This window comes from Mesorhizobium sp. M0816, assembly GCF_040320005.1.
GTDB lineage: Bacteria > Pseudomonadota > Alphaproteobacteria > Rhizobiales > Rhizobiaceae > Mesorhizobium.
In genome coordinates this window covers 1-22,636 of record NZ_JAMYOT010000023.1, presented here as the reverse complement: position 1 = coordinate 22,636, position 22,636 = coordinate 1, and the positions used below count along the sequence as shown (strand labels likewise).

The following is a 22,636-nucleotide window of genomic DNA, read 5'->3' as shown; positions in this document are numbered from 1 at the left end:
CAGAGCGACGGCGATCGTGACGCTAACGCTCGAAAGGGCGCGGGCAATCACTCCAGAGACGAAATCGAGGTTGTTCTATGAAAGTGGTTCCCGTCATCATCAGCGGCGGAGCCGGATCGCGGCTATGGCCCGCCTCAAGGCAATCGCACCCTAAACCTTTCCTCAAAGTGGCAGACGGGCATTCACTGATGCAGCACACTGTGTTGCGCGTCGGTTCGATAAAGGGCGTAGTGGAACTCGTCGCCGTGACATCTGGGGAACACCTCTTCCTTACCAAGGACGAGTTCGACGAACTAGATTCCGTGGTCCTGCCACGCACCTTTCTGCTCGAGCCTGAAGGCCGGGATACGGCCGCAGCCGTTGCGGCAGCCGCCATCCATGCCAAGGCAACGCAAGGCCCTGACGCGATTCTATGCGTCTTCCCAGCCGATCACATGGTTGGCAACCTGCCTGCATTTTTAGACGTCATGTGCCGGGCCATCGAACATGCGAAGCTCGGGCGGATCGCCACATTGGGCATCACCCCAACCAGACCGGACACGGCATTCGGCTATATCGAAGCGGATGGTGAGAAAGTCGTCCGTTTCGTTGAAAAACCGGATCTGGACACAGCCAAAGCCTATGTTGCGTCCAAGCGCTTCTTCTGGAACGCCGGCATTTTCTGCTTTAGCGCACAAACCATGCTCGACGAGATGGCATCGCATTGCCCCGCGGTGATCCAGGCCGTCTCCGACAGCTACGAGAACGGCCGCTTCAGTCAAGGCGAAGGCTTTGCCAAAATCGAACTCGCGCCTGAGCATTTCGGCTCCGCCCCGCGAATCTCGCTCGACCACGCTGTCATGGAGAAGACGAACAAACTTGCCGTGGTTGCCTGCGACATGGATTGGAACGACATCGGATCCTGGAACGCAATGGCCGATTTGATCGCCGCCGACGAAAGCGGGAACAGGATACGCGGCGATGTGCATATGGTCGACACGACCGGCAGCTATGTGAGCTCCGACAAGCGCGTCATCGGCACGGTCGGTGTCAGCGATCTGGTGATCGTCGATTCCCCGGACGCTTTGCTTGTCGCATCCCGCGACCGCGTTCAGGACGTCAAGAAGCTGTTCGAGGGCCTCAAGGCTTCAGGACATGAAGCTCACCTGGTCCACAGCACGGTACACCGGCCGTGGGGTACCTACACGGTTCTTGAGGAAGGCGAGCGCTTCAAGATCAAACGCATCGAGGTGAAGCCCGGTCGGCGGCTGAGCCTGCAGATGCACTATCATCGTTCGGAGCACTGGGTCGTGGTCAGCGGCTCCGCGAAAATCGTCAATGGCGAGCAGGAGTTGTTCCTGGCGACAAACGAATCAGCCTACATCCCCTGCGGCCATAAGCATCGGCTGGAGAACCCAGGCAGAATTGACCTGGTGATCATTGAAGTGCAGAGCGGCGATTATCTCGGCGAGGATGATATCGTTCGCTTCGACGACGTATATGGTCGAACGTAGATTTCACCCGCATGACGAGAACGGTCAACGTGTCGCTGACTAATTACCACTAGGAAGGCCGTCTGCCCACTCAGGACCGGATGCTTGTGGAATCGGGAATTGACCAAGGCAGCGGCGAAGGACCGCAATCGGCATCAGGGGTGGGACAAATCAACCGGAAAAGACCGGAGAGCATAGTAACGCAACACAGTCCCACTGTCGAATAGCCTTTGATATTTCTGACTTTCCAAGCACCCTCAGGGCCCACCAAAATTATATCAATGGCTTATGGCCGACTTTGCTCTGAAGTGGGCCAAATCGACCTCGCTATCCCCGCAGCACTCAGTTTGATTGTTTTCGCATGAAAACGAGCAAGGACAGGGGGAGGGCGATCTTGTGCTGGCTTCTATGTCCAATCTTGCTCCTGTTCGTCGTCAGGTTGTGTGCAGCCACATAGCGCGGCTATCGCGAGGCTGGAAGGCCTCCGATCGATAGGTGCGGCGAACGGCGGCAACGAGGTGCGAATAGGATGGCTGAGCGTATGATCGAGAATACCGCAGCTGCGGTCTAGCGCGAAATGCAGCGTCTGTGACTCATCGGTCATTGCAGCGCGATGGACCGGAAATCATGACCCTAAGCCGCCCTTCATCAGCCCACCAGCGCCCAGAAGAAGGCGAAGATCCGTCACAATGCCTACCTGTACCAAGGCTTCAAGCAGTTCACCGCGAATGTGAAGACCGCCAGCCATTGCTTCTTCATTTTCCACCATTCGCTCGCTACGAATGACGACCACATCCTTAACCGCATAGCGCGTGGCAAGTTTCACAAGCTCTGTGTTGGCATCTATGGTGAACCAGCATCCGCGGATAACCAGCGGATCATGAACCACGCGAACGAGCTAGCGGTGCAGTGCAACGAAAAATCGCCGCTTGATGTCGTCTTTTATGATGCTGCTACAGTTCATGTCTGGGGTTTAGGCTTAGAAGCGGAATGACTGCCAACCAGGTCATCGAGCCGGAAACTGACCGGCCGGTCGGCCCAAAAATGACATTCAGTTGCCTCCAGCCTTTCGACACGAGCCACTTCACGATCTCGCGATTGCCAGCTAGCGGCTTGTTGCTCGAGCTGCGCGATCCTAGTCTGTGGTCGCTATGCCTCAGCAAGAAGAGTCCGGTTCCTAGCCGGGCGGAGGCGCAACGAGATAGCCAGCTCAGGACAAGGAGAGCAAGCCATGGTCGCTTTTACCCTCAATGGCGAGGCGCGAACACTCGACGTCGATCCAGAGATGCCGCTGCTCTGGGCGATCCGTGACGGCATCGGACTCACAGGAACGAAATTCGGTTGCGGCCTTGCCCAGTGCGGCGCTTGCACGGTTCACGTTAACGGCATGCCGACGCGCTCGTGCCAGACCGCAGTCGGCGACATCGAAGGAGCCTCGATCACCACCATTGAGGGCGTGTCGGGCAAGATCGGCGAAACGGTCCAGGCCGTGTGGGCCGAGTTCGACGTACCTCAATGCGGATATTGCCAGTCTGGCCAGATCATGTCGGCCGTGGCCCTCCTGACAGAGACGCCGAAGCCGACGGACGATGATATTGATTCGGCGATGAGCGGCAATCTCTGCCGCTGCGCCACCTATCATCGCATCCGCGCGGCCATCCACGAGACCGCCAACCGGCTGGAGACTTGAGGCATGTTGCAGTTTCTCCCGAAGCATAATGCCGTGGCGCCCACGCGCCGCCAGTTCCTCCTCGGCACGGTCGTCACCACCGCGGGCCTCGCCGTGGGCTACCGGCTAATGATGGCCGCGCCCGCCAACGCACAAACGACGCCTGCAACGGTCCAGGCGAACCCCTTCCAGACCTATGTCGAGATCACACCGGAGAACCGAATCGTCATCCACTCGTCGCAGTTCGAGATGGGACAAGGCTCCTATTTCGGCATCGCCACCCTGGTTATGGAAGAGCTCGACGGCGCCTGGGCGCAGATCCACGTGGTCGGCGGATATGGCAATACCGCGCTCTACGGCAATCTCGCCTGGGGCGGGGCCGCGCAGGGAACCGGTGGCTCCACGTCGATGAGCTCGTCGTGGCAGCGCTACCGCAAGGCGGGTGCTGCCGCACGGGCCATGCTGGTGGCGGCCGCGGCGCAGCGGTGGGACGTGCCAGCCGGCGAGATCACAGTCGCTTCCGGGGTCGTGTCGCACGCCTCAGGGATGCAGGCGCGCTTCGGTGACCTGGCTGAAGCCGCAGCGGGAATGCCGGTTCCCGACGACGTGCCGCTAAAGCCGCGCGACAAGTGGGCCCAGATCGGATCGGACAGCCTCAAGCGCTACGATTCCGCCGGCAAGACCAATGGCGCGCAGACCTACACGATCGACCTCAAGATGGATGGACTCAATACGGCCGTTATGATCCATCCGCCGAAGTTCGGCGCTGAGATCGAGAGCTTCGACGCCTCCAAGGCCAAGGCACTCGACGGCATTGTCGATGTCGTCCAGACGCCGCGCGGCATTGCCGTCGTCGGCAGGGACATGTGGACGGCGCTCAAGGGCCGCGATCTCGTGGAGGTGACCTGGAACGAAGAGAAGGCCGAAAGGCGCGGCACGGCCGAGATCATGGCCGAATACACTAAGGCAGCAGACGATCCGGGCGCGGCCACCGCGCGCGACGACGGTAACACTCCCGCAGCGTTGGCCAGTGCTGAGAAAGTCATCCAAGGGCACTACGAATTCCCCTATCTTGTCCATGCTTCGATCGAGCCACTCAACGCGGCCGCCCGAATCAACGAAGACGGCACCATCGACGTCTGGGGCGGACACCAGATGCCCGACCTTTATCAGGCGGCTGCCGCTCAAGTAGGCGGCACCACGCCGGACAAGGTGAGGCTGCACGTGATGAAGACCGGCGGCAGCTTCGGCCGCCGAGCGGTCTCGGACGCAGATCTCATTATCGAAGCTGTTTCCACAGCGCGTGCACTGGGACCCGGCAAGCCAGTGAAGGTGCAGTGGACCCGCGAGAACGACATGCGGGGTGGGCGGTACCGGCCGGTCTATGTGCACGCAGTCAAGGCGGGGCTCGACAAGGAAGGCAATGTCGTCGCTCTCCATGACCACATCGTGGGCCAATCGATCGCGGGCGGTTCGCCCTTTGCGGCGATGATCGAGAACGGCATCGATCCGACCTCCGTGGAGGGCGCCACCAACCTGCCCTATGCGATCCCGAACCTGAAGGTCGAGCTGACCACGACGGACGTGAACATCCCAGTGCTGTGGTGGCGTTCGGTAGGCTCCACCCACACCGCTTACGCAATGGAAACCCTGATCGATGAGCTCGCCGCCGCTGCGAACCGTGATCCGGTCGATTTCCGCTTGTCGATGCTCGGTCACCATCCACGGCATGCCGGCGTGCTGAAATTGGCTGCTGAGAAGGCAGGCTGGGATAAGCCTCTGCCGGAAGGCCGTTTCCGCGGCGTGGCCCTGCATGAAAGCCTCTCGACCTATGTCGCCGAGGTGGTGGAGATCACCTTCAACGATGGAAATGATTTCAAAGTCGACCGCGTCGTCTGCGCGGTAGATTGCGGCACCGCGATAAATCCTGACCAGATCCGCGCTCAGATGGAGGGCGGTATCGGCTTCGGGCTAGGCGCGATCCTCCAGGAGGAGCTGACCCTGACGGGCGGTGTCATAGACCAAGAGAACTACGACACCTATACGCCGCTCAGGATCGAGCAGATGCCGCGCGTCGAGGTGCACATTGTGCCGTCCGACGAGCCGCCCACGGGCGTTGGCGAGCCCGGTGTGCCGCCGATCGGCCCGGCCGTCGCCAACGCGCTACGGGCGGCGACGGGCAAGACGATCCGCAAGCTGCCGATCATAAAGAACTTGTCAGCATAGCCGGGAATGACACCGTGAAAACGGCCGCGATGAAGATCGCGGTCGTAGGTCGTTTTTGAACGCCTCCTGACAGGCGATCACCTCCATTCGATCAATTTCCGGCGGCTGCCCGGTCCAATATCCGGTTTAGAGACGGTAACCCGTGTTCTGAACGACCGCAGACGGTCGTTGGTGCTGGTAGCACTGAAGAACCGCTTTCGAGACGCAAATGCCGCACGCAAATGTCTCGAAAGGGTCACGCTAGAGACTTTTGTACCACCTAGTTGCATGTCTGCTATCGCTTTCTGGGCGCGAGAAGCGGCCGGTTCTCTGACGGCCCCATAACAGGACATTGATGTCTTCGCGCTGAGCGTCAGCAGTTGGCTCTACCGCGACCTTTCTCAGGAAGGCTGCACACCGACGCGATCTTCCTTTCACCTTGCGCAAACCTCCCTTCCGAGGGAGGCGTTCAGTGCGTCGGCTTGGTGGACTGAGGCACTTCTGAGTGGGACAACAACATTGAAAAACATTGGAAAAGATTTGAATGCTCTGAAGTCCCACTGATCTCTTACCAATTGATTTTTATGGCTTTCTGAATACCCTCCGGGCCCACCATAACCATTGATTTTATTGAAGAAAATACGCCTCGGCCCAAAACGTTTGGGCCCATTATGGGCCCAAAAAAGGGCGGCCGATATGCCACCCTCCACTTGGTCGGGTTGATTCACTCATTTGATGACGCGCAGGGGTATCCGTTGCTTCATGGCGTCGCGTTTCGCTTCCCGCTCGTTAATGGCGCGGGCGATATCGACAGCCATCCGTTTCTTATTGGCCTCTCGCACATACTCGTCTGTTACCGTCATTGAAGAATGCCCCATCGCCTCCATGATAGCGCGCGCTTGGATGTTGCATTCGGCGAGATACGTGCCGAAGGTACGGCGCAGCCCGTGCAAGGTGTAGCCCTCCGGGATGCCGGCCTGCTTGTTCCAATGTGCCATCATGCCGGTGAGGCTCTTTTCGGAGAACGGACGCCCATAGGCGTTCTTCAATACCGTGCCACCCTTAGAGCGATCTAATGGCACTAAAGCTTGCGCCAGCTTGTCCACAACCGGGATGAACATCTCGCTCCCGCCATGACGGTTGCGATTTTTCTGCTGTCGGAAGTCGAAGGCTTCGATTGTTTCCAAGGAGCCATCGAACAATTCGATCTCCTCGAAGACCAAGTCGTCCCATTCCAGTGAGGCGATATCGCCGCGTCGGTTGCCGAGCCAGAAACCGAGCGCATAGCAGGTGCGCGGCGCTGAGCCGATTGGATGGTGCGCCTCGAACTTTTCACGAATGGCGATCGGCCAGGCGGGATTGGCAGTCGATTTGGGAATGCGGACGCGGATCGACAGCGAGGGATCGTCCTGCGGTTTGATCCATTTCTCAACTTCGATCGCCACCCACAGGAGCTTCTTGATTGCCACCAGCAGGTGCTTGGCAACCGTCCGGTTGGTGGCAAAGACGCTTTCGATAATCGCACGCAGATGGTCGGCATCGAGATGTTCCACCGGCGTATTGCGCCAAATCAGCGGATAGGCAGGATCGACCTGCATCTGAAGGAAGCGCTCAATAAGCCGAGCATTCTTCTGCTGCGTCGCTTCATCGAAGTCCAGCCATTCCATCGTCGCTTCAAGTCGGCGCGCAGCATGACCAAATGTCTTTGGCAACGCCCGACCGGGCAAGTCAATGATGACGGCCTTTTGACCTTGGCCTTGCGTTGCCTGTTCATAGGCGCCTTCGAACTCAGGATCGCCTGGTGCGCCAGGAAGCCGAATTTCGGGCATTCCTTTGCCGCGATAGCGATAGACGAGCTTTCCGTTCTTGATGCGCGACGAAACGCCGGGGTAGCGGACATCTTTAAATGGCCTGACCATTAAATCTCCCTTTGAGTTTTCCGCTGCCGTTGCTCCACAGGCGGGGAATCCTCCAGCATTGCCTGAAGCGAAAGGGTCTTGCTTTCTATAGCAACGCGCAGGAGTACCGGGTAAGGGAAGCCCCGACCTTGCTCTATGCCTTCAAAAGTGCGTTTCGGTATTCCCAAGACCTTGGCTGCACTCTCCGCGGTGAATCCTCCCTTCGCCCGCCAGGCTTTCACTTCTCGCGCGAGCTTTTCATTGTCGTTCACGTCATCTCTTTCGCTCAGGCGATGACTGTACTACGCCTGCAGCGTATACGCAATGTGCGTAGTTGCTTATCTCCTTGTCGGCTCTCGTTTGCTCCGCTCCAATAGTTGTTTGAGACCATTGTCTTTGTCTGGCAGGGCGGAGAAAGCGATATCGAGCGCCACACGATCCCAGATCGCGCGACTGTTGACGTGCTTAGGCCTCGGCATGCGGCCGTCAGCAACCATGTCATCGAATAGTGTCGATCCGACACCGACATAGCGCGCTGCTTCCTCACGAGAGAGGCCGCGGGGTGGGTACGAAAGCGCGTCAGTCTTCATAGACGCGGCCTCGAGAACGTCGGTACTGAAACAGCACAACGATATCAAATCCAGTCGGTTGACTGTTTCGACAAGCCTCGGTCCCGATAAACGGGGCCATCTTGCACTCGGCACAACAAATCCACATCCCGCACCATCCGGTAATGAAGAGATCGTGTTGCCCTAGATAAGAGATGCTGCGTGGTGCGGAAGCTGCTTGGCCGGCTCGTTCGGGAAAGGCGAGTAGCGACGTGCAAATCGGACAGGGTAAGATGCGGCAGAATGTTTCGGTGCTGACGTCGGGGGTTCAAGTCGTTAGAGGCTGTTGAAGGTGCGTTCGGCGGCGATATCGACTATGCCATGCTGATCAAGCTCTATGGCACTTCGCCTGACAGCGCCAAGGGCCGCTATAGCCCCGCCGAATGCACTGGCGCGCGGAAAGAACGGATCGAAGGAAATCCTGACATCAAGCATGTCAGCACGTCATTTGCGGAACGCCAGAACCTGACCATGCGGATGCACATGCGCCGCTTCACTCGCCTGACCAATGGCTTTTCCAAGAAGGTGGAGGCTCACGCCAATGCGGTGGCGTTGCATTTCATGTACTACAATTTTGTTCGCATCCATGCCACGTTGCGCATGACGCCTGCGATGGCCACTGCCGTCACTGACAAGCTTTGGGAGATTGGTGACATCGTTGCGCTGATCGAAGCGAGAGAAGCCGAGAAACCGGCTATTCGCGGCCCTTACAAAAAGAGCCTTTCAAGCTAGCCGTCGCCTTCGGACGTTGGCTCATACTGCTTAGCGGAACGCATGGGAGGGAAGGATGCGTGTCACAAGCCTGTTTTTCCTATTAGCCGGTCTCACGATGCCAATTGCAGCCTTCGCTCAAGGCGAAGTATCGGTCGAACGAGGGTTGCAGGTATCAATCATCGGCGGGTGTCACGATTGCCATACCGAAGGCTACCGGGAAACAGAAGGCAAGATTGATCCTGAAAAGGCTTTAATGGGCAACTCGGTCGGTTGGCGCGGTCCTTGGGGCACGACCTATGCGACCAATCTTCGGATAGATGCTTCGGTAATGACCGAGCGTGGATTTGTAGGGATGCTGAAGCGCATTAGAACGTCTCCACCGATGCCTTGGTACAATCTTCGAGCGATGGACGAGAGCGATATGCAATCGCTCTATCAATACATTAGGTCGCTCGGCAAACACGGGAAGCCGGCCCCCAGTCGCATTCGCCCTGATAAGGAACCGACGACGCCATACGTTCAACTTGTGCCACCCCAAATGCCGAAGAACTGACAAATATGCCCAGAGCTGAGCGAAGAACGGCGCCCCGGCAAAAAGCGCAGCGTCAGATTTCAAACTGACCCACTACCCGGAATTCTCTTCACTAGACATCCGGCTCCCGTTTGAGGACTATTGGTCCAATCGGGCTGCGATACGTCCATGAATTTAGGGAAATGGCTGCAGAGCCTCGGTCTTGTTCAATATGAAGCTTCGTTCCGTGAGAACGGGATAGACAGCGAAGTGCTGCCTGACCTTACGGACGCCGACCTGGAAAAGATCGGCGTGCTTCTCGGGCATCGCAAGCGGTTGCTGAAGGCAATCGAACGCCTTGGTGCGCGGCAATTGGAACCCGAGCCCATAGAGCCGACGACGCCGCATGTCGACACAGCTGAGCGACGTCAGATTACAGTTATGTTCTGCGATCTCGTCGGGTCGACGCAAATGTCGACACGGCTGGATCCGGAGGAGATGCGCAACGTACTGCGCGCTTACCAAGAAGCCTGCTCCGTCATCATCGCCCGGTACGGGGGTTTTGTTGCGAAGTTCATGGGTGACGGCGTGTTGGCCTATTTCGGCTATCCGCTTGCCCATGAAGACGACGCGGAGCGTTCCGTGCGTGCCGCTCTGGAGATCGTAGCTGCGGTTGCCACGATTGAAACGGCGGCAGCAGGCACACTCCAGGCGCGCGTCGGAATTGCGACTGGCCTGGTGGTGGTGGGGGACGTGATCGGCCATGGTGCATCGCGCGAGCATGCGGTGGTCGGCGATACGCCGAATCTCGCGGCCCGGCTTCAGGGTCTGGCCAACGCAGGCCGCATCGTCATCGCGTCTTCGACGCGCCTACTACTTGGCGAGGTATTCGAGCTCAAGGCCTTGGGCGTCCACGTCATCAAAGGCTTTGATGCTCCGGTTTCGGCCTGGGAGGTCCTCCGCGAGACGGAGAACGTCAATCGGTTCGAGGCGTCCCGGTCGAACGCGCCCCTGGTGGGACGTGATCAGGAAGTGGCGTTGCTTGCCGACCGCTGGAGCGACGCGTGCGGGGGGAAGGCCAAGTAGTGTTGCTGACCGGCGAGGCAGGCATCGGCAAGTCACGCCTGTTGGAGGCACTGCGCGAACGGATCGTGGGTCAACCTTATGGCCTTGTGCGTTACCAGTGTTCTCCGCACCATCGCAACGTCTCGATGTATCCGGTCGTCCGACAGATATCATCTTCGCTGGGTCTTAGGTCCGGCGAGCCGCCGACAGCGCAAATCGAAAGGCTCGAAGCTTTAATCGCCCGCTCGGGCCTCGGTGGCCGGGGCGTCGCATCCTATCTCGCCTCGCTTCTGTCGATCTCGACCGAAGGACACTTTCAGGACCTCGGAGTAGTGCCGAGCGAGGCAAAGGAGCAGACGATTGCCGCGTTGATTGAGCTGTTCGCCGGGCTGACGCGAGAGGCGCCCGTGTTTGCCGTGCTGGAGGACGCGCACTGGATAGACCCCACCTCGCTGGATTTCTTCAGCGGCATCGTCGAGCGAGTACCGGGATTGCGGGCGCTGTTAATAGTGACCTCTCGCCCGGAGTTTACAAATCCCTGGGTCGGTCAAGGCCATGTGACAGGGCTGGCGCTCAACCGATTCGGACGGCGTCACGCTGCAGCCATGATCGATCGCATCACCGGCGGCAAGGAGATTCCTGCAGAAGTGCAAAGCGCGATAATCTCTAAGACTGACGGCGTTCCCTTATTCGTTGAGGAGCTGACCAAGGCGGTCCTTGAATCGGGGCAACTGCGCGAGCAAAGCCAGTGTTTTGTGCTGGCCGCGCCGTTGACGGCACTGGCGATTCCATCGACGCTGCAGGACTCCCTAATGGCGCGGTTGGATAGGCTCGGGTCGATCCGGGAAATCGCACAGATTGGCGCGGCGATCGGCCGGGAATTTTCGTACCGTCTGCTGGAAGCGATCTCGCCGATTACCGGAACCGCGCTTAAGGAGGCGTTACACAAACTGGTCGAGTCGGAGCTGGTATTCTCTCGCGCCGCCATAGGTGACACGATCTATGTTTTCAAACACGCGCTCGTGCAGGATGCAGCCCACAACTCGCTGCTTCGCTCCCGCAGACAGCGCATCCATGCGGACATCGCCCGGTCAATTGTCGAGCGCTTTGCTGATAGCAGCGAATCCGCGCCGGCGGTGATCGCCCATCACTACACTGAGGCGGGACTCTCGGAGCCGGCGGCGCACTATTGGCTGACTGCTGCGGAATTGGCCCTGTCGCGGTCAGCTCTTGCCGAGGCCACTCAGCACACCGGGGCCGGATTGACGGCAGCCCGGCAAATCGAAGACGAGCAGGTGCGTCGACCACTTGAACTGGCTCTATTGGTCGCCCGCGCCAACTCGCTGCTGCCGTTCCAGGAAACAGTTGCGGCGTTGACTAGTGCCAAATCACTGCTTGACGCAGGCGTCGGTTCCGACTTGCAACGCTTCTCGGTTCTGCATGGCCTTTGCGCGAGCAGCTATTTCGCGGGGAAGATGGAGGATGCGTTCGCCCTAGCGCGGCAGATTGTAGAGTTTGCGGACCGCCAGGTCGACCCGACATTCAAGTTGGTCGCCTATCGGCTTCTCGGGACGACCCAGGTCCTGACCGGACGTTCTCGCGAGGCTCTGGAAAGTCTGCAGTCGGCTGAAAGATATCGTGACCCCGACCGCCAGAAGGTGTTGAGCTCCTGGTTTGGCATCGACCCCGGCCTGAACGTCCTGTACTGGAAGACAATGGCGTTAGCTCTGCTGGGACAGTACGAGGGCGTCGCGAAATCCAGTGAACAGGTGCGGTCAGAGCTGTTAAATCATGGCAACGCTCACACCGTCGCGGCAGGCAACTTCTGCACGATCGTGTGGCCACAATTTCTGTTCGGCAATCTCGACGCTTGCGAGAGCGATGCTGTTGCGCTCGTCACCTATTGCGGCGAACGGAAGGTCGAGCACCTGAAGCGAAACGGCGTTCTATGCCATGCATGTGTGCGAGCCCGGCGCGGGCCAACCGACGAGAACATAGCGACGATCCGTCAGGCGCTCGATTCCAATCGAACGCGCGACGCTCACCTATTCGAGTCAGTGTTCGTCGCGCAGCTTGCCGAATGCCTTCTGAAGGCCGGCAATACGGTGGCAGCAGAGGCTGCGGTGCGGGAAGGTTTCGCCTTCGTTGGCCGGTCGGGCGAGCAGTTCTGGCTGGCTGAACTTCATCGGCTCGATGGCCTGGTGGCACTGAAGCAACCACAGCCGGACCTCTCCCGGGTGGAAACCAGCCTCCTCGCCGCAATGGAGGTTGCGCGGCAGCAGGACGCCCGAATGTTGGAACTTCGAGCCGCGACAGATCTCGCGCGTTTCGCACACGAGGCCAGCCCTGGGCTCTATCCCTGCTCGATGCTGGAGCAACTCCTGGTTCCCTTTGCAGATGCAGAGTTCTCTCGGGACATACGCGACGCTCGCAATTTCCTGGCCTCGCAGGTTTCCGGTGACGTATTGGTAACCACAATGGCAACGAAGCCAGGCTTGCCTTAATGTCGGGAGCGGGATCGCCGCGTTGGGAGCACACCTCGCTGGCGACAAGGCGGGTCATGCTCTGGAGTTTTAGGTAATGCCAATCATCGACTTCTGGTTCTCAATAGGCAGCACCTACACATACCTATCGGTCATGCGCATCGAGCAGGTCGAGAAGCAGACTGGCGTTCGTTTCGTCTGGAAACCCTTCAATGTGCGGGTGGTGATGATCGAGATGAACAACGTCCCCTTTGTGAACAAGCCGGCAAAGGCCGCCTATATGTGGAGGGACATCGAGCGGCGCTCGCAAATGCGCGGGCTCTCGCCGAAGCTCCCGGCGCCGTACCCTCTAGCGGAGCTGGAACGGGCGAACCGTGTAGCAATCGTGGGGGCAGCAGAAGGCTGGTGTCCCGCCTATGTCCGGGCAAGCTACAGGCGATGGATCGAAGAAGGACTTCCTGCCGGAAATGAGCCGAACATCAGCCAGAGTATCACGGAGGCCGGCGCCGATGTGGAGGATGTGCTGGCACGCGCGGACGCGGACGAAGCCGTGGCGGGGCTTGTTGACGCGACGAACCAAGCCAAGAGCCTCGGCATTTTCGGCTCGCCGACTTTCGTCGTCGGCAAGGAGATTTTCTGGGGTGACGACCGGCTTGAGGACGCGATCTCTTGGAAGAATCGCCAGGGGAAATAACACCGGTCTATGCGGCGTGGATCATACTCTCACTAGAGCAAAATCTCTCAAACCTGTCGATGGGCGTTCGCGTTCGTCGTCGGGTTCTCTCGCTCCAGCGCAGCAGGCCGCAAACTCGATGCTAGGCGCTATGCGCCAAGCACTTGAATTCATTGAGATCGCCAACCTGTGTGCTAAATAGCGTAGCACAGAAGTATGGAGAAGAACGGCTTTCTAGAGAGCAATTCGGCTGATTTGGCGCACGGCCCAGCAAACAGCTTTCGGCGCCATCCTGGGCTTCAGAGCGCGCTGTATTCCAACAGAGAATTGTTTGGAATTTGAGGGTGGGAGACCGCTACATCGCAAGACCCACTATTGAGGGGGCGTTCTTTTGCTATCGCCGGCATGCGGCCTGACAGCACCCGGGATCCAGCGTCACGAGCTCGAAAGTACGAGTCGGACGATGATGAGGAAGCCGCGTAAAGTCACCCGGGAAGGGGAAGACGTTCTCGTAGGCATATCCGTGGACGTAATACATTCTAGCCACCCGTCAGCACTTTTAAGTCTGCCGCCGACCAGGATCATTGACCGTAGCAGCGAACTGGGCTGCATCAACGGCTCGGCTCTTTCAATGTCGCCGACATCATCCGAGGCCGTGGCGGCAACGATGCGCTGAACGGCGCTGGCACGATGTTACATAAGTCTCGCAAGAACAACCGATTAAGGACCAGCGGAGTCACGAAGAAGCGATATCATGACCCAGCGCAGCTCGATCTACTCGACTGGGCAGCGAGCGCCCGATCGCCAAGATCATCAGCGCCATCCCCGGCACCGCGAAACGGATGTGGAGGGAACGCCACACGAACAACCCGCCGCACATCGTGCCGATGCGGGGGCGGGCATGAGCGTGGCGGCCTTACTGATGCAGCGTGAGCCGGTCCATGGGCGCGTTTGCTTCGGCCAACCTAGCCAGCGCTTGCTCGACGTTTTGAGCCGAGGTGTCAGTGCGCTTGATGTGCCGGATCATTTGCCGCGTCAGTCGCGCGAGCCTGGCGGCGCGATATACATCGCCGTATCTCGCAGTTTCAAGGTGGAGGGTCGCGAGCCTCATGGGCGACAATCCAATTGTCTAGCGGTAGAATTCGCGAATCCGCCTTTGGTTCCGCTGTCCGATCTTACGCTCGCAAAGAGCTGGCCGGAGGGCCGTGACGAATGAGAGGCCGGTCCTCACATATTGCTGCGCGGTCTGAGGCGCTAGCCGTGACGACATGGGGCAGCGGCGGATCGGAAGGCTTTCACGGCCCGGATGGTTCAACGTGTGCGAACTCCGTCAGCGCTGGTGGGATCGATCTTCGTCAACCGCGATCTGGCCTCCACCACGCGCCGTTGCGCAGCCCGTATCCTGCTGCACAGCGCGATATTGATGCCGACGCCGCAGTCTTCATCCAGCATTTCATTCGCACGTTTAAGGGAAAGCTGCGCTCCGTTGAGCCGCTGTCGGGCTCTCGCCAGTTCCATATCCAAAAATTCCATTATCCTGCCATTGCAGTCCCTTCGATTGGTAAACCGCTTGTGGCCGCCGTTGGTTCCGGCTGGCGCGAGCGTCCAACCCAAGCGTCGATATGGAATCTCCGGACTTGGTTCAGTCGGCGGAGCTGGCTGCAAACTTGCCCGAAACATTCGTTCAACCCTCATGAGGCCATACAACTCCTCCGCCACCCGCACGGCGGGCGCTTGGAGGAGCGACCGAACCGTAGTGATGTTCAAAATGCCGCGTCAACGACATGAGTGTCGTGGCCTTCTGCTTCCAGAACTCGGTGGACCCAGAAGCCATCAAGGCCGGCCCCTTGAATGATGACGAACGGATAGTCGCGGCCGGTTCGGCTACGAGCCTTTGCTTCAACTGAGCGAGGCGGCCAAGAAGCCCGGCAATATCCGCGCCGGGGATGGTATGGCGCGATAACCCGCCAGCTCCCGGCGAATCGAGGTGACCAGCCAGGACTTCTTGCTCAACTCCACCGAAACAAAGATCTCGTCCAGCTCTTTGTGCGCTGCCTTGCTTTCAAAACCACTCGGCGTCGCTGCTGGCGTTCAAGCGTGGCGAACCGCGAGTCTGCTCCATGCTACGCGTGCCGAGCCCTTATGAGGAGGATCGCCGCCGCATCGTCCGGGAGCGCAAGGTGTTGATGGAAGAACGCATCCGGCACGGCAACCGGATCAAGGGTCTGCTCTTCTCGCAGGGCATCACCGGCTACGATCCTTTGCGGCGTGATCGTCGCGATCGGCTGGAAACTCTTCACACCGGCGATGGACGGGATCTGCCCGCAAATATGAAGCGCCAGGTTCTGCGTGAGGTCGACCGAATGGAAATGTTGCTCGATCAGATCAAGGCAGTCGAGGCGGAACGGGACGCCATGCTCGCCGAAGAACGCCAATCGGCGCGTGAAGTGGTTATGCTGTCGAAAGTCGTCGGTATCGGACCAGAGTTTGCGGCCGTGCTGTGGGGAGAGGGCTTGTTTCGGTGCTTCGACAATCGCCGGCAGCTGGCGGCCTATGCCGGCCTTGCGCCGACGCCATGGCAAAGCGGGTCGATCGACCGGGAACAGGGGATCGGAAAGTCCGGAAACCCACGCTTGCGATCGACGCTGCTGGAAATGGCGTGGCTCTGGTTGCGGCACCAGCCCGCCTCGGCGCTCAGCCGCTGGTTCAACGAGCGAGTTGCCCAGAATGGCGGACGCTTCAAGAAGGTGATGATTACCGCGCTGGCCCGCAAGCTGATCGTGGCTTTGTGGAAATACGTCCGCGCCGGCGTGGTGATCGAAGGAGCGTTTGTAAGACCATGACGATCTGACCGCATTCCAGTTCGGCCAGGGCCTGATCAGCCCCGCCGGAACCAGGTGGACGACCGCATTGCGGCATGGCTTTGAACGCCGTCATCGAGACTGGTCTCGTCCTCCTGAGCCCTTGCCGCCGCAGGCGGGATTATGGTGCGGCCGCTCGAGCGGCGACCGGATGTGAGGTTGATACGTGCAAACGCGCGGATCAGGAATGGGCTCAGACCTCAGGTTCATGTGGCGGTAGGGATCGCGCTGCTTGTGCCGAATGCGTGGCTGAAGGGCCGATGGCCAGCATCGTTCTCGAGAGACTGATGCTGAAATCCTCCCTATACGGCCTCTCTACTGGCTGGTCTGGCGCCGGTCGGGCCTCTGCCTGCAACGGCTTCCCCGACCTTCTTCCCCTGCGGCTTTGCCGCATTCCTCGCGGGACAACAAGCTCGGCTGCCGCCGTCCTCCGCTGGCGCTGCGGTCCACAGGATGCAGTCGGCCCGATCGTCGCCTCACGACCGCTATCGAGGCCGCACAGGGCGGCTTCGGCAACCAGTCAGGAGAACGACAATGGCTACCATCGGCAACTTCCAGCAATCGGACAACAACGAGTTCAGCGGCGAGATCGTCACCCTCTCCCTCCAGGCCAAGAAGGTCCGTATCGTACCCGATACGCGCGCCAGCGGCGAAAACGCTCCCAGCCACCGGGTCTTCGTCGGCCGCATCGAAATCGGGGCGGCCTGGTCCAAGCAGTCCAACGAGGGTCGCAGCTACCTGGGTCTCAAGCTCGACGACCCGAGCTTCACCGCTCCGATCTACGCCAACCTCGTCGTGGGCGAGGACGGCCAGGGCTACAGCCTCATCTGGTCACGTCCGAACCGCCGCAACGGCGATTGAGCACCCTTGACAGGACGCCTCGCACCGAGCGGAGCGTCCTCCAGAAACGACCACTCAGCAGCTCAGAGCCACAGCTTGACGAGTGGTCCCTCATGTGAGGCCGCAATGGGCGCGGCCCGAGAAACAGAAGGAACCACCACAATGGCGACGATCGGCACATTCTCCCGCACCGCGAACGGCTTCTCCGGCTCAGTCAAAACCCTCAACCTCAACGTCAAGACAGTGTCGTTCACCCCGGTCGACGGCGACAATGAAAAAGGTCCGGACTTCCGCATCTTCGCCGGCGCCATCGAGTTCGGGGCGGCATGGAAGAAGACCTCGCGCGAGGGCCGCGACTATCACTCAGTCAAGCTCGACGATCCCAGCTTCCCCGCTCCGATCTATGCGAGCCTGGTCGAAACCGACCCCGGGGGCGAGTTCTCGCTCATCTGGTCCCGCCGCGCCGCCGAGTGATCCGAGCTAACACGAAGCCCCGCGCAAGGCGGGGCTTCGCCATGTTCAGGTTCGCCACTGCACCTCTATCTGGTGCAGCACGCTATGCTTTGACGGGTGTTTTGCGCGCCTTCTTCACCGGCGATTTGATTGCCGTGGCAATTGCTGCCGCCGCTGGCGCGCGAGCAGCTCGTTTTGGTTTTTCCGCCGCAGCTGTCGCTGGCGCTGCCGCCTTGCGGCCCAATCCTATTGATTTTGCCAGGGCCGAGCGAGTCGCCGCGTAGTTCGGCGCAACCATAGGATAGTCGGAGGGCAGGTTCCATTTCTGGCGGTATTCGTCCGGACTCAGATTGTAGTGCGTTCCGATATGCCGCTTCAAGGATTTGAACTTTTTCCCGTCTTCCAGGCATATGATGAAATCAGGTGACACTGACTTCTTGATCGACACCGCCGGCTCCAGTTTGGCTGCGGTCGGAGCCACAGGTGTGCCGATCCCTTGCAAAGCGACATAGACATCCCCGATCAGCTTCGACAACTCGCCGACCGGCAACGGATTGTTCGAAACGTAGGCGGAAACGATGTCAGCGGTGATTGATACGAGATCAGCCTGGTCGCTTGGGTCTGGAGAAACGGTCATCGAATTTCCTCTTGTCCAAAGCGCGCTTTGAAAACGGATGGTCTGTCTATTCGCCAATCCAGGCAAATAATTCGTTACTCCGCCAACAAACCTCATTCCGTGTAAATATCAAGCAGGCAAGTGTCGCTGCGATCGTTCGGTCCGGCTGCAGACAAGTTGCCGATCGCGTCGGGGAAGCAGGAAGGCTTTCCCCCTCGCTTCTCCGCGCGCCAAGCGCACAGCCCAACGCAAGCCAGCGCCATGAATCATGGCTCCTGCGTCGCAGGATTGAGCCATGAACAATTGTCGTCGCGACACTCTGTGCCGCGGTCCTGGTCTCGCCCCGGCATGAATTGGCCCTCGCGTGTACCTCTTGTGGGACTCATTCAGGTGGGCTGCACCGCCTCGCGCCGATCGGCAGGATGGATGTTGCTGACATGGCAGCCGGCATGCGCCCGAACGGCTGCCGCCTACTGGCTCAACGAATATCTGATGAACGGCGTGCTGCTTTTGAAGCGCTTGCCACCCCGCAGCTGACAACTCGTTTGACACCACGGCGCCGCGAGCCCATCGAGCCCCTTGCGCATGTCGGTATGACCGAGCGCCAGATGCACCTTCACCCCCGTCGGAACGACGATCATGATGCGTTCTTCCTCGCCGCGAGATGCTGCTGGACTGCATCTGCATTGTGCCGACGGATGCAAAGACGCGCCGCCCGTCGTCCAGTTGGGCTGTCATCACGCCGTCCGGCGGTCGTACGAGATTGCGCAGGGCAGTCAGTACCGGCGGTTCGGTTTCCGTCCCATGGATGAGTGCAACCGTTGCCAATTGCGGCGCCTTGCGAGCGGTCACGCCGAACTGGACACGCCGGCCGAAGGCATGCTGGTGGCCATCCCATGGCGGCGGCAAACCTCCGCCACACTGACGCCGGGCTTCTCCGTCTCCTGCACGATCGCCTGCTTCTGTGCGTCGCTGAAGCGGCGCCGGTTCGACCGCCCGTCAACGGCGGTGTCAAGTGACATTGGCGCCGTACGCAATTAGCAGCGCTGCTGAATTGAGCCCGCGCACTCGGATGCAACAGAGATCGCCAGTCCACTTCGGCCTCGAATTCCTCGGGGACGAGCGCGCCATTTGCGCAGCGCATGGGTCGAAAGTCCGAGCGCCGCGGCATATTCGGCAAGCCCCAACCCGCTCCAGTTCATCGCCTCCACATGCTTGCCCCAGAACGCCTGCAGGGCAATCGGACCGGTGTCCGTACGCACGCTGTAGCGGTAGCGGCGCGGGCTCTTGCGTCGCTTCGGCGGCCCTTTCTTGCCCCGCTTCTCGGGGCTTTTCCTGTCGCAATTTCCGCAGATATTCCGCACGTTTGCGCCGATCTTCCGGGCTCACCAGATGGCGCACTCACAGCTCAAAAGTCTTCGTCGAAAGCTTGCGCCGGCGGCAATATTCCTCCGCCTCAAAACGGCCCGATACCAGGTCGCGTCATGCGTCGACCAGCACGGGTTGTTGGCCTTGTCCCAGGAACGTTGAGGCACCGCCGGAAATCTCTCAATAGCAAGGAACGTCACATGTTGCGAGATTGCACGACCCGAAAGATGTGCAGGATCCGGACGGTTACCGAGGGTGGTGGGGGACAGCGAGGGTGGTGGGGGACAGCAAGATAAAGCGAGCTGGCGCTCGCCCTCGCTTTGCTCGTAAGTGTCTGTCTGCACATTGTTTTTTCCGGCACATGCGGACACCGGGAGGCACCACGCGAGGTGTGGCGGGTGCCGGTTGGTCCGCTATCCTGCTGATCTGAAAAGTAAAGGTGCCGTGCCCGGGCGATGTGCGCTCTGCCGTTTATACGCCACAGCAAGTCTTTGCGCGCCATAGTACGCGCCGCGCTCCAGCCATCTTGAAGCGCGAAATCCGACTCCCGATGCTGTCGTCATGGCAAATCGTGACAGCGACAGATTCCAGGTTCGCACCGGCCGGACGCGGCATGGCGGCGCGCCGGTCAATTCGCGCACGCTGCCCTTTGTGCGCCAGGTCGAGATTGCCATCCGCAAGCAGGGCGGCAATCCCAATCGCATCGGCGCAAGCAGGAGCGCCGGGAAGGGGAGTGGCCGCTTCAACGCCCGCGGCCGCGGCGGCAAAGTGGCGGCAGATTTGCCAAAGGCCAGCGGCAGCTGGCGGCAGGACTCCAATGGCATCCGCTTTCGCTCCCGCCGCGTCGTGGTGAAGGCGCGCGTCGTCAAGCTGCCGGGGCGAGGCAAGGGGACCGGACGCGGCCAAAAGTTCGTGACGACCAGCAAGGCCGTCGATGCGCATCTGCGCTATCTCCAGCGGGACGGCGTGACCAGGGATGGCGAGAAGGGCAGGGTGTACTCGGCCGTCGAGGACGAGGCCGACGGCAAGGCCTTCGTCGAACGCGGGCGGGGCGACCGGCATCAGTTCCGCTTCATCGTCGCGCCGGAGGATGCCGCGGAGATGGAAGACCTGCGCTCCTTCACCCGCGATCTCATGCGGCAGGTGGAGACCGACCTCAACACGCGCCTCGACTGGATCGCCGTCGACCATCACAACACCGGCCATCCGCACACCCATGTGCTGCTGCGCGGCGTCACCGGCGACGGCAAGATCCTGAACATCGCCGGCGACTACATCGCCCATGGCATCCGTCACCGGGCAGGCGAGCTGGTGGAACGGGAGCTTGGGCTGCAAAGCGAGATCGAGGTCGCCCGCAAGCTGGCCAACGAGGTGGACGCCGAACGGCTGACCCGGCTCGACCGCATGCTGATCGCCGAACAGCAGGAGCACGATGTTGTCGACCTCCGTCCCAATGCCAGCGACAGCTACACCATTTCCAGCAATCGTTATCTGCTGATCGATCGGGCAAAGAAGCTGGAGCACTTCGGCCTGGCGAACGAGATGGAGCCCGCCGTTGGGTCGTTTCCGACAACGCCGAAAGCACGCTGCGGGGACTTGGCGAGCGCAACGACATCATCAAGACCATGCACCGGGCACTCGAGGAGCACGGCCTCGCCGATGAACGGGGCGCGGCGCAATATGTCATGCACCGCCAGACCATCACCGAGCCAGTCGTCGGCCGTGTGCTCGCCAAGGGTCTTGCCGGCGACGAGATGAGCGACAAGCTGTCGCTCGTCATCGATGGCGTCGACGGGCGCACCCACTATGTCGAGACCGCCGATGCGGCAAAGCTAAATGACGTTCAGCGCGGCCACATCGTGGCGCTCGATCCAATCCTGCCGAAGGAGGAGCCGCGTGCGGCCGACCGCAACATCAGCAGCGCAGCCGGCGATGATGGCATCTATCGCCCGAGCCAACACCTTGAGGCGATCCGCGAGGCATTTTTGGAGCGAGGCAAGGATCCGGACGCCTTTGTCCGTTTCCATGTCCGCCGTCTCGAAGCGCTGCGCCGGGCCGGCCATGTCGAACGCATCGACGAAGACCACTGGCGCGTACCAAAAGACCTGTCCGAGCGCGGCATTGCCTACGATGGCCAGAACCGCGCAAAAGACTTCTCCGTCCGCCTGCTTTCGACGCTTGACCTCGACGCGCAGATCGGCAGCGACGGCGCCACCTGGCTCGATCGGGAGCTTACGGCCAGAAACCCTGTGCCGATGGTCCGGTCAGGCTTCGCCCTTGACGTGGACAACGCGCTCGACAAACGGGCTGCCCAACTCGTCAGGCTGGGCCATGCCGAACGCGACGCGACGAGCCGCACCATCACCTTCGCGCGCGACCTTGTAGCCACGCTGGAGCGCCAGGAGGTTACGCGGGTCGGCAAGGAAATGGCCGCTGCGCGCGGCCTTACCTTCGCGCCCGTTCAGCCCGGCAATCATGTCGGCGGCACGCTCCTCGGCTCGGTCCGTCTTGCCAGCGGGCGCTTCGCCATGCTGGACGATGGTTTCGGGTTTCGGCTCGTGCCCTGGCAGCCGATGCTCGACAAGCGCATCGGCCAGCACATTACCGGCGTCGTGCAAAACAGCGGCGGCATCGACTGGAGCTTCGGCAGAAAACGCGGCCTGGGGCTGTGAGCGCGCTCATCGGCGGGGCACTCTTGGCTCTTAACAATTCCCGGCAACGCTTAGCCAAGCCTATTGCCAAACAGTTGTCAGATGCGGGGTCTTAAACGGATACCATTCTCGGATAAGAACTCGATTCCGGCCCTCTCGAACGCATGCCTTATACTATGAGGTTGTTGGCGATCGGAATGCGCGCCCCACGCTCAAAATCCGCAATCGTCTGCCGAGCCACATTTGCGGCTTTAGCTAGTTCGTCTTGGCTCCACCCAAGCATCGCCCGAGCGCCGCGACACTGCTCTATCGTTAGCGCACTTTCCATGGGCTACAATCCGATTGACGGTCAATCAATTTGTATGATGAGCTTCCCTAAGCCGGCCGAGCTGAGCGCTGACACGCTTAGCCCGACCTAACCACAGCCAAGCTGTTAGGAGCTCGGGTCATGGCTTCTCTATTCGGCGGCTTGGGGTCAAGCGCTTTTGTCATTTTCTGCCTTACCAGCTTCTGACATCATTCGCGGGTTCGTGCTTCTCTCCGGGATCG

Annotated in this window: 20 protein-coding genes and 3 pseudogenes; 15 read left to right on the top strand and 8 right to left on the bottom strand. The window is 60.1% G+C overall.

The features are described 5' to 3' along the window. Positions 1-77: 77 nt before the first annotated feature. The 4 genes from NKI17_RS27385 to NKI17_RS27370 all read left to right on the top strand — a co-directional run bounded on the left by NKI17_RS27385 (position 78) and on the right by NKI17_RS27370 (position 5,367). A complete protein-coding gene (locus tag NKI17_RS27385; RefSeq protein WP_352622068.1) occupies positions 78-1,493 on the top strand; it encodes a mannose-1-phosphate guanylyltransferase/mannose-6-phosphate isomerase in 1,416 nt (471 codons plus the stop codon). Between the two features lie 658 nt (positions 1,494-2,151). After that, on the top strand, positions 2,152-2,466 hold the full coding sequence (locus NKI17_RS27380; protein ID WP_352907061.1) for a DUF4917 family protein: 315 nt from the start codon (positions 2,152-2,154) through the stop codon (positions 2,464-2,466). Positions 2,467-2,703: 237 nt separating this feature from the next. Further along, positions 2,704-3,162, top strand: coding sequence for a (2Fe-2S)-binding protein (locus tag NKI17_RS27375; RefSeq protein ID WP_352467057.1), 459 nt, complete (start codon positions 2,704-2,706; stop codon positions 3,160-3,162). A 3-nt stretch (positions 3,163-3,165) separates the two neighbouring features. Beyond that, positions 3,166-5,367, top strand: a complete 2,202-nt coding sequence (locus NKI17_RS27370) for a xanthine dehydrogenase family protein molybdopterin-binding subunit (RefSeq protein WP_352907037.1) — start codon at positions 3,166-3,168, stop codon at positions 5,365-5,367. Between the two features lie 707 nt (positions 5,368-6,074). Here NKI17_RS27370 and NKI17_RS27365 read toward each other — a convergent pair. The 3 genes from NKI17_RS27365 to NKI17_RS27355 all read right to left on the bottom strand — a co-directional run bounded on the left by NKI17_RS27365 (position 6,075) and on the right by NKI17_RS27355 (position 7,834). Then, on the bottom strand, positions 6,075-7,265 hold the full coding sequence (locus NKI17_RS27365) for a tyrosine-type recombinase/integrase (protein WP_352907036.1): 1,191 nt from the start codon (positions 7,263-7,265) through the stop codon (positions 6,075-6,077). After that, a complete protein-coding gene (locus NKI17_RS27360) occupies positions 7,265-7,516 on the bottom strand; it encodes a helix-turn-helix domain-containing protein (RefSeq protein WP_023680045.1) in 252 nt (83 codons plus the stop codon). Before NKI17_RS27360 ends, NKI17_RS27365 begins: the two co-directional genes overlap by 1 nt. 66 nt (positions 7,517-7,582) lie before the next feature. Further along, positions 7,583-7,834, bottom strand: coding sequence for a hypothetical protein (locus NKI17_RS27355; protein WP_352757324.1), 252 nt, complete (start codon positions 7,832-7,834; stop codon positions 7,583-7,585). A 294-nt stretch (positions 7,835-8,128) separates the two neighbouring features. Here NKI17_RS27355 and NKI17_RS27350 point away from each other — a divergent pair. The 6 genes and pseudogenes from NKI17_RS27350 to NKI17_RS27325 form a co-directional block, all read left to right on the top strand. Continuing rightward, positions 8,129-8,584 (top strand): annotated as a pseudogene (locus tag NKI17_RS27350) (IS1 family transposase); the annotation flags it as partial. Positions 8,585-8,639: 55 nt separating this feature from the next. Then, the gene (locus NKI17_RS27345; RefSeq protein WP_352457996.1) at positions 8,640-9,119 is read left to right on the top strand and encodes a c-type cytochrome; all 480 of its coding nucleotides are present in this window, start codon (positions 8,640-8,642) and stop codon (positions 9,117-9,119) included. 147 nt (positions 9,120-9,266) lie between these two features. Continuing rightward, on the top strand, positions 9,267-10,163 hold the full coding sequence (locus NKI17_RS27340) for an adenylate/guanylate cyclase domain-containing protein (protein ID WP_352757322.1): 897 nt from the start codon (positions 9,267-9,269) through the stop codon (positions 10,161-10,163). After that, positions 10,163-12,646 carry an ATP-binding protein gene (locus NKI17_RS27335; protein ID WP_352907035.1) on the top strand — a complete coding sequence of 828 codons (2,484 nt, stop codon included), beginning with the start codon at positions 10,163-10,165 and terminating at the stop codon, positions 12,644-12,646. Before NKI17_RS27340 ends, NKI17_RS27335 begins: the two co-directional genes overlap by 1 nt. A 76-nt stretch (positions 12,647-12,722) precedes the next feature. Beyond that, on the top strand, positions 12,723-13,319 hold the full coding sequence (locus tag NKI17_RS27330) for a 2-hydroxychromene-2-carboxylate isomerase (RefSeq protein WP_352622053.1): 597 nt from the start codon (positions 12,723-12,725) through the stop codon (positions 13,317-13,319). 733 nt (positions 13,320-14,052) lie between these two features. Further along, positions 14,053-14,514, top strand: a complete 462-nt coding sequence (locus tag NKI17_RS27325) for a hypothetical protein (protein ID WP_352458777.1) — start codon at positions 14,053-14,055, stop codon at positions 14,512-14,514. Between the two features lie 95 nt (positions 14,515-14,609). Here the strand turns inward: NKI17_RS27325 and NKI17_RS27320 are convergent, their stop codons facing one another. Next, positions 14,610-14,831, bottom strand: a complete 222-nt coding sequence (locus NKI17_RS27320) for a hypothetical protein (protein WP_023680037.1) — start codon at positions 14,829-14,831, stop codon at positions 14,610-14,612. Positions 14,832-15,067: 236 nt separating this feature from the next. Next, positions 15,068-15,338 (bottom strand): annotated as a pseudogene (locus NKI17_RS37080) (IS110 family transposase); the annotation flags it as partial. Positions 15,339-15,376: 38 nt separating this feature from the next. Between NKI17_RS37080 and NKI17_RS27315 the strand changes: the two are divergent. The 3 genes and pseudogenes from NKI17_RS27315 to NKI17_RS27305 all read left to right on the top strand — a co-directional run. Beyond that, positions 15,377-16,141: pseudogene (locus tag NKI17_RS27315) on the top strand (IS110 family RNA-guided transposase); the annotation flags it as partial. Positions 16,142-16,693: 552 nt separating this feature from the next. Continuing rightward, the gene (locus NKI17_RS27310) at positions 16,694-17,020 is read left to right on the top strand and encodes a DUF736 domain-containing protein (protein WP_352637565.1); all 327 of its coding nucleotides are present in this window, start codon (positions 16,694-16,696) and stop codon (positions 17,018-17,020) included. 141 nt (positions 17,021-17,161) lie between these two features. Continuing rightward, the gene (locus tag NKI17_RS27305; RefSeq protein ID WP_023680034.1) at positions 17,162-17,473 is read left to right on the top strand and encodes a DUF736 domain-containing protein; all 312 of its coding nucleotides are present in this window, start codon (positions 17,162-17,164) and stop codon (positions 17,471-17,473) included. 82 nt (positions 17,474-17,555) lie between these two features. Here NKI17_RS27305 and NKI17_RS27300 read toward each other — a convergent pair whose 3' ends face one another. Together NKI17_RS27300 and NKI17_RS27295 are read right to left on the bottom strand one after the other, a co-directional pair. Beyond that, positions 17,556-18,089: a Ros/MucR family transcriptional regulator gene (locus NKI17_RS27300; RefSeq protein WP_023680033.1), complete on the bottom strand. Its 534-nt coding sequence runs from the start codon at positions 18,087-18,089 to the stop codon at positions 17,556-17,558. Between the two features lie 449 nt (positions 18,090-18,538). Continuing rightward, positions 18,539-18,709, bottom strand: a complete 171-nt coding sequence (locus NKI17_RS27295; RefSeq protein ID WP_245274835.1) for a hypothetical protein — start codon at positions 18,707-18,709, stop codon at positions 18,539-18,541. Here NKI17_RS27295 and NKI17_RS37075 point away from each other — a divergent pair. Together NKI17_RS37075 and NKI17_RS27285 are read left to right on the top strand one after the other, a co-directional pair. Further along, positions 18,708-19,109, top strand: a complete 402-nt coding sequence (locus tag NKI17_RS37075; RefSeq protein ID WP_245274834.1) for a hypothetical protein — start codon at positions 18,708-18,710, stop codon at positions 19,107-19,109. The genes NKI17_RS27295 and NKI17_RS37075 overlap by 2 nt on opposite strands. Positions 19,110-20,020: 911 nt before the next feature. After that, entirely contained in the window at positions 20,021-22,108 is a 2,088-nt protein-coding gene (locus tag NKI17_RS27285; protein ID WP_352907060.1) for a DUF3363 domain-containing protein, read from the top strand. Positions 22,109-22,256: 148 nt separating this feature from the next. Here NKI17_RS27285 and NKI17_RS37070 read toward each other — a convergent pair whose 3' ends face one another. Beyond that, positions 22,257-22,370 (bottom strand): helix-turn-helix transcriptional regulator, encoded by a 114-nt coding sequence (locus tag NKI17_RS37070; protein WP_502894631.1) that lies wholly within the window; start codon positions 22,368-22,370, stop codon positions 22,257-22,259. Between the last annotated feature and the right edge of the window lie 266 nt (positions 22,371-22,636).

What these genes read in the sequence shown, in the direction of transcription:
- NKI17_RS27385 (WP_352622068.1), top strand. Translation starts at nt 78, where the DNA reads ATGAAAGTGGTTCCCGTCATCATCAGCGGCGGAGCCGGATCGCGGCTA.
- NKI17_RS27375 (WP_352467057.1), top strand. Translation starts at nt 2,704, where the DNA reads ATGGTCGCTTTTACCCTCAATGGCGAGGCGCGAACACTCGACGTCGAT.
- NKI17_RS27370 (WP_352907037.1), top strand. Translation starts at nt 3,166, where the DNA reads ATGTTGCAGTTTCTCCCGAAGCATAATGCCGTGGCGCCCACGCGCCGC.
- NKI17_RS27365 (WP_352907036.1), bottom strand. Translation starts at nt 7,265, where the DNA reads ATGGTCAGGCCATTTAAAGATGTCCGCTACCCCGGCGTTTCGTCGCGC.
- NKI17_RS27355 (WP_352757324.1), bottom strand. Translation starts at nt 7,834, where the DNA reads ATGAAGACTGACGCGCTTTCGTACCCACCCCGCGGCCTCTCTCGTGAG.
- NKI17_RS27345 (WP_352457996.1), top strand. Translation starts at nt 8,640, where the DNA reads ATGCGTGTCACAAGCCTGTTTTTCCTATTAGCCGGTCTCACGATGCCA.
- NKI17_RS27340 (WP_352757322.1), top strand. Translation starts at nt 9,267, where the DNA reads ATGAATTTAGGGAAATGGCTGCAGAGCCTCGGTCTTGTTCAATATGAA.
- NKI17_RS27330 (WP_352622053.1), top strand. Translation starts at nt 12,723, where the DNA reads ATGCCAATCATCGACTTCTGGTTCTCAATAGGCAGCACCTACACATAC.
- NKI17_RS27325 (WP_352458777.1), top strand. Translation starts at nt 14,053, where the DNA reads ATGACCCAGCGCAGCTCGATCTACTCGACTGGGCAGCGAGCGCCCGAT.
- NKI17_RS27320 (WP_023680037.1), bottom strand. Translation starts at nt 14,831, where the DNA reads ATGGAATTTTTGGATATGGAACTGGCGAGAGCCCGACAGCGGCTCAAC.
- NKI17_RS27310 (WP_352637565.1), top strand. Translation starts at nt 16,694, where the DNA reads ATGGCTACCATCGGCAACTTCCAGCAATCGGACAACAACGAGTTCAGC.
- NKI17_RS27305 (WP_023680034.1), top strand. Translation starts at nt 17,162, where the DNA reads ATGGCGACGATCGGCACATTCTCCCGCACCGCGAACGGCTTCTCCGGC.
- NKI17_RS27300 (WP_023680033.1), bottom strand. Translation starts at nt 18,089, where the DNA reads ATGACCGTTTCTCCAGACCCAAGCGACCAGGCTGATCTCGTATCAATC.
- NKI17_RS37075 (WP_245274834.1), top strand. Translation starts at nt 18,708, where the DNA reads ATGATGCGTTCTTCCTCGCCGCGAGATGCTGCTGGACTGCATCTGCAT.
- NKI17_RS27295 (WP_245274835.1), bottom strand. Translation starts at nt 18,709, where the DNA reads ATGATCGTCGTTCCGACGGGGGTGAAGGTGCATCTGGCGCTCGGTCAT.
- NKI17_RS37070 (WP_502894631.1), bottom strand. Translation starts at nt 22,370, where the DNA reads ATGCTTGGGTGGAGCCAAGACGAACTAGCTAAAGCCGCAAATGTGGCT.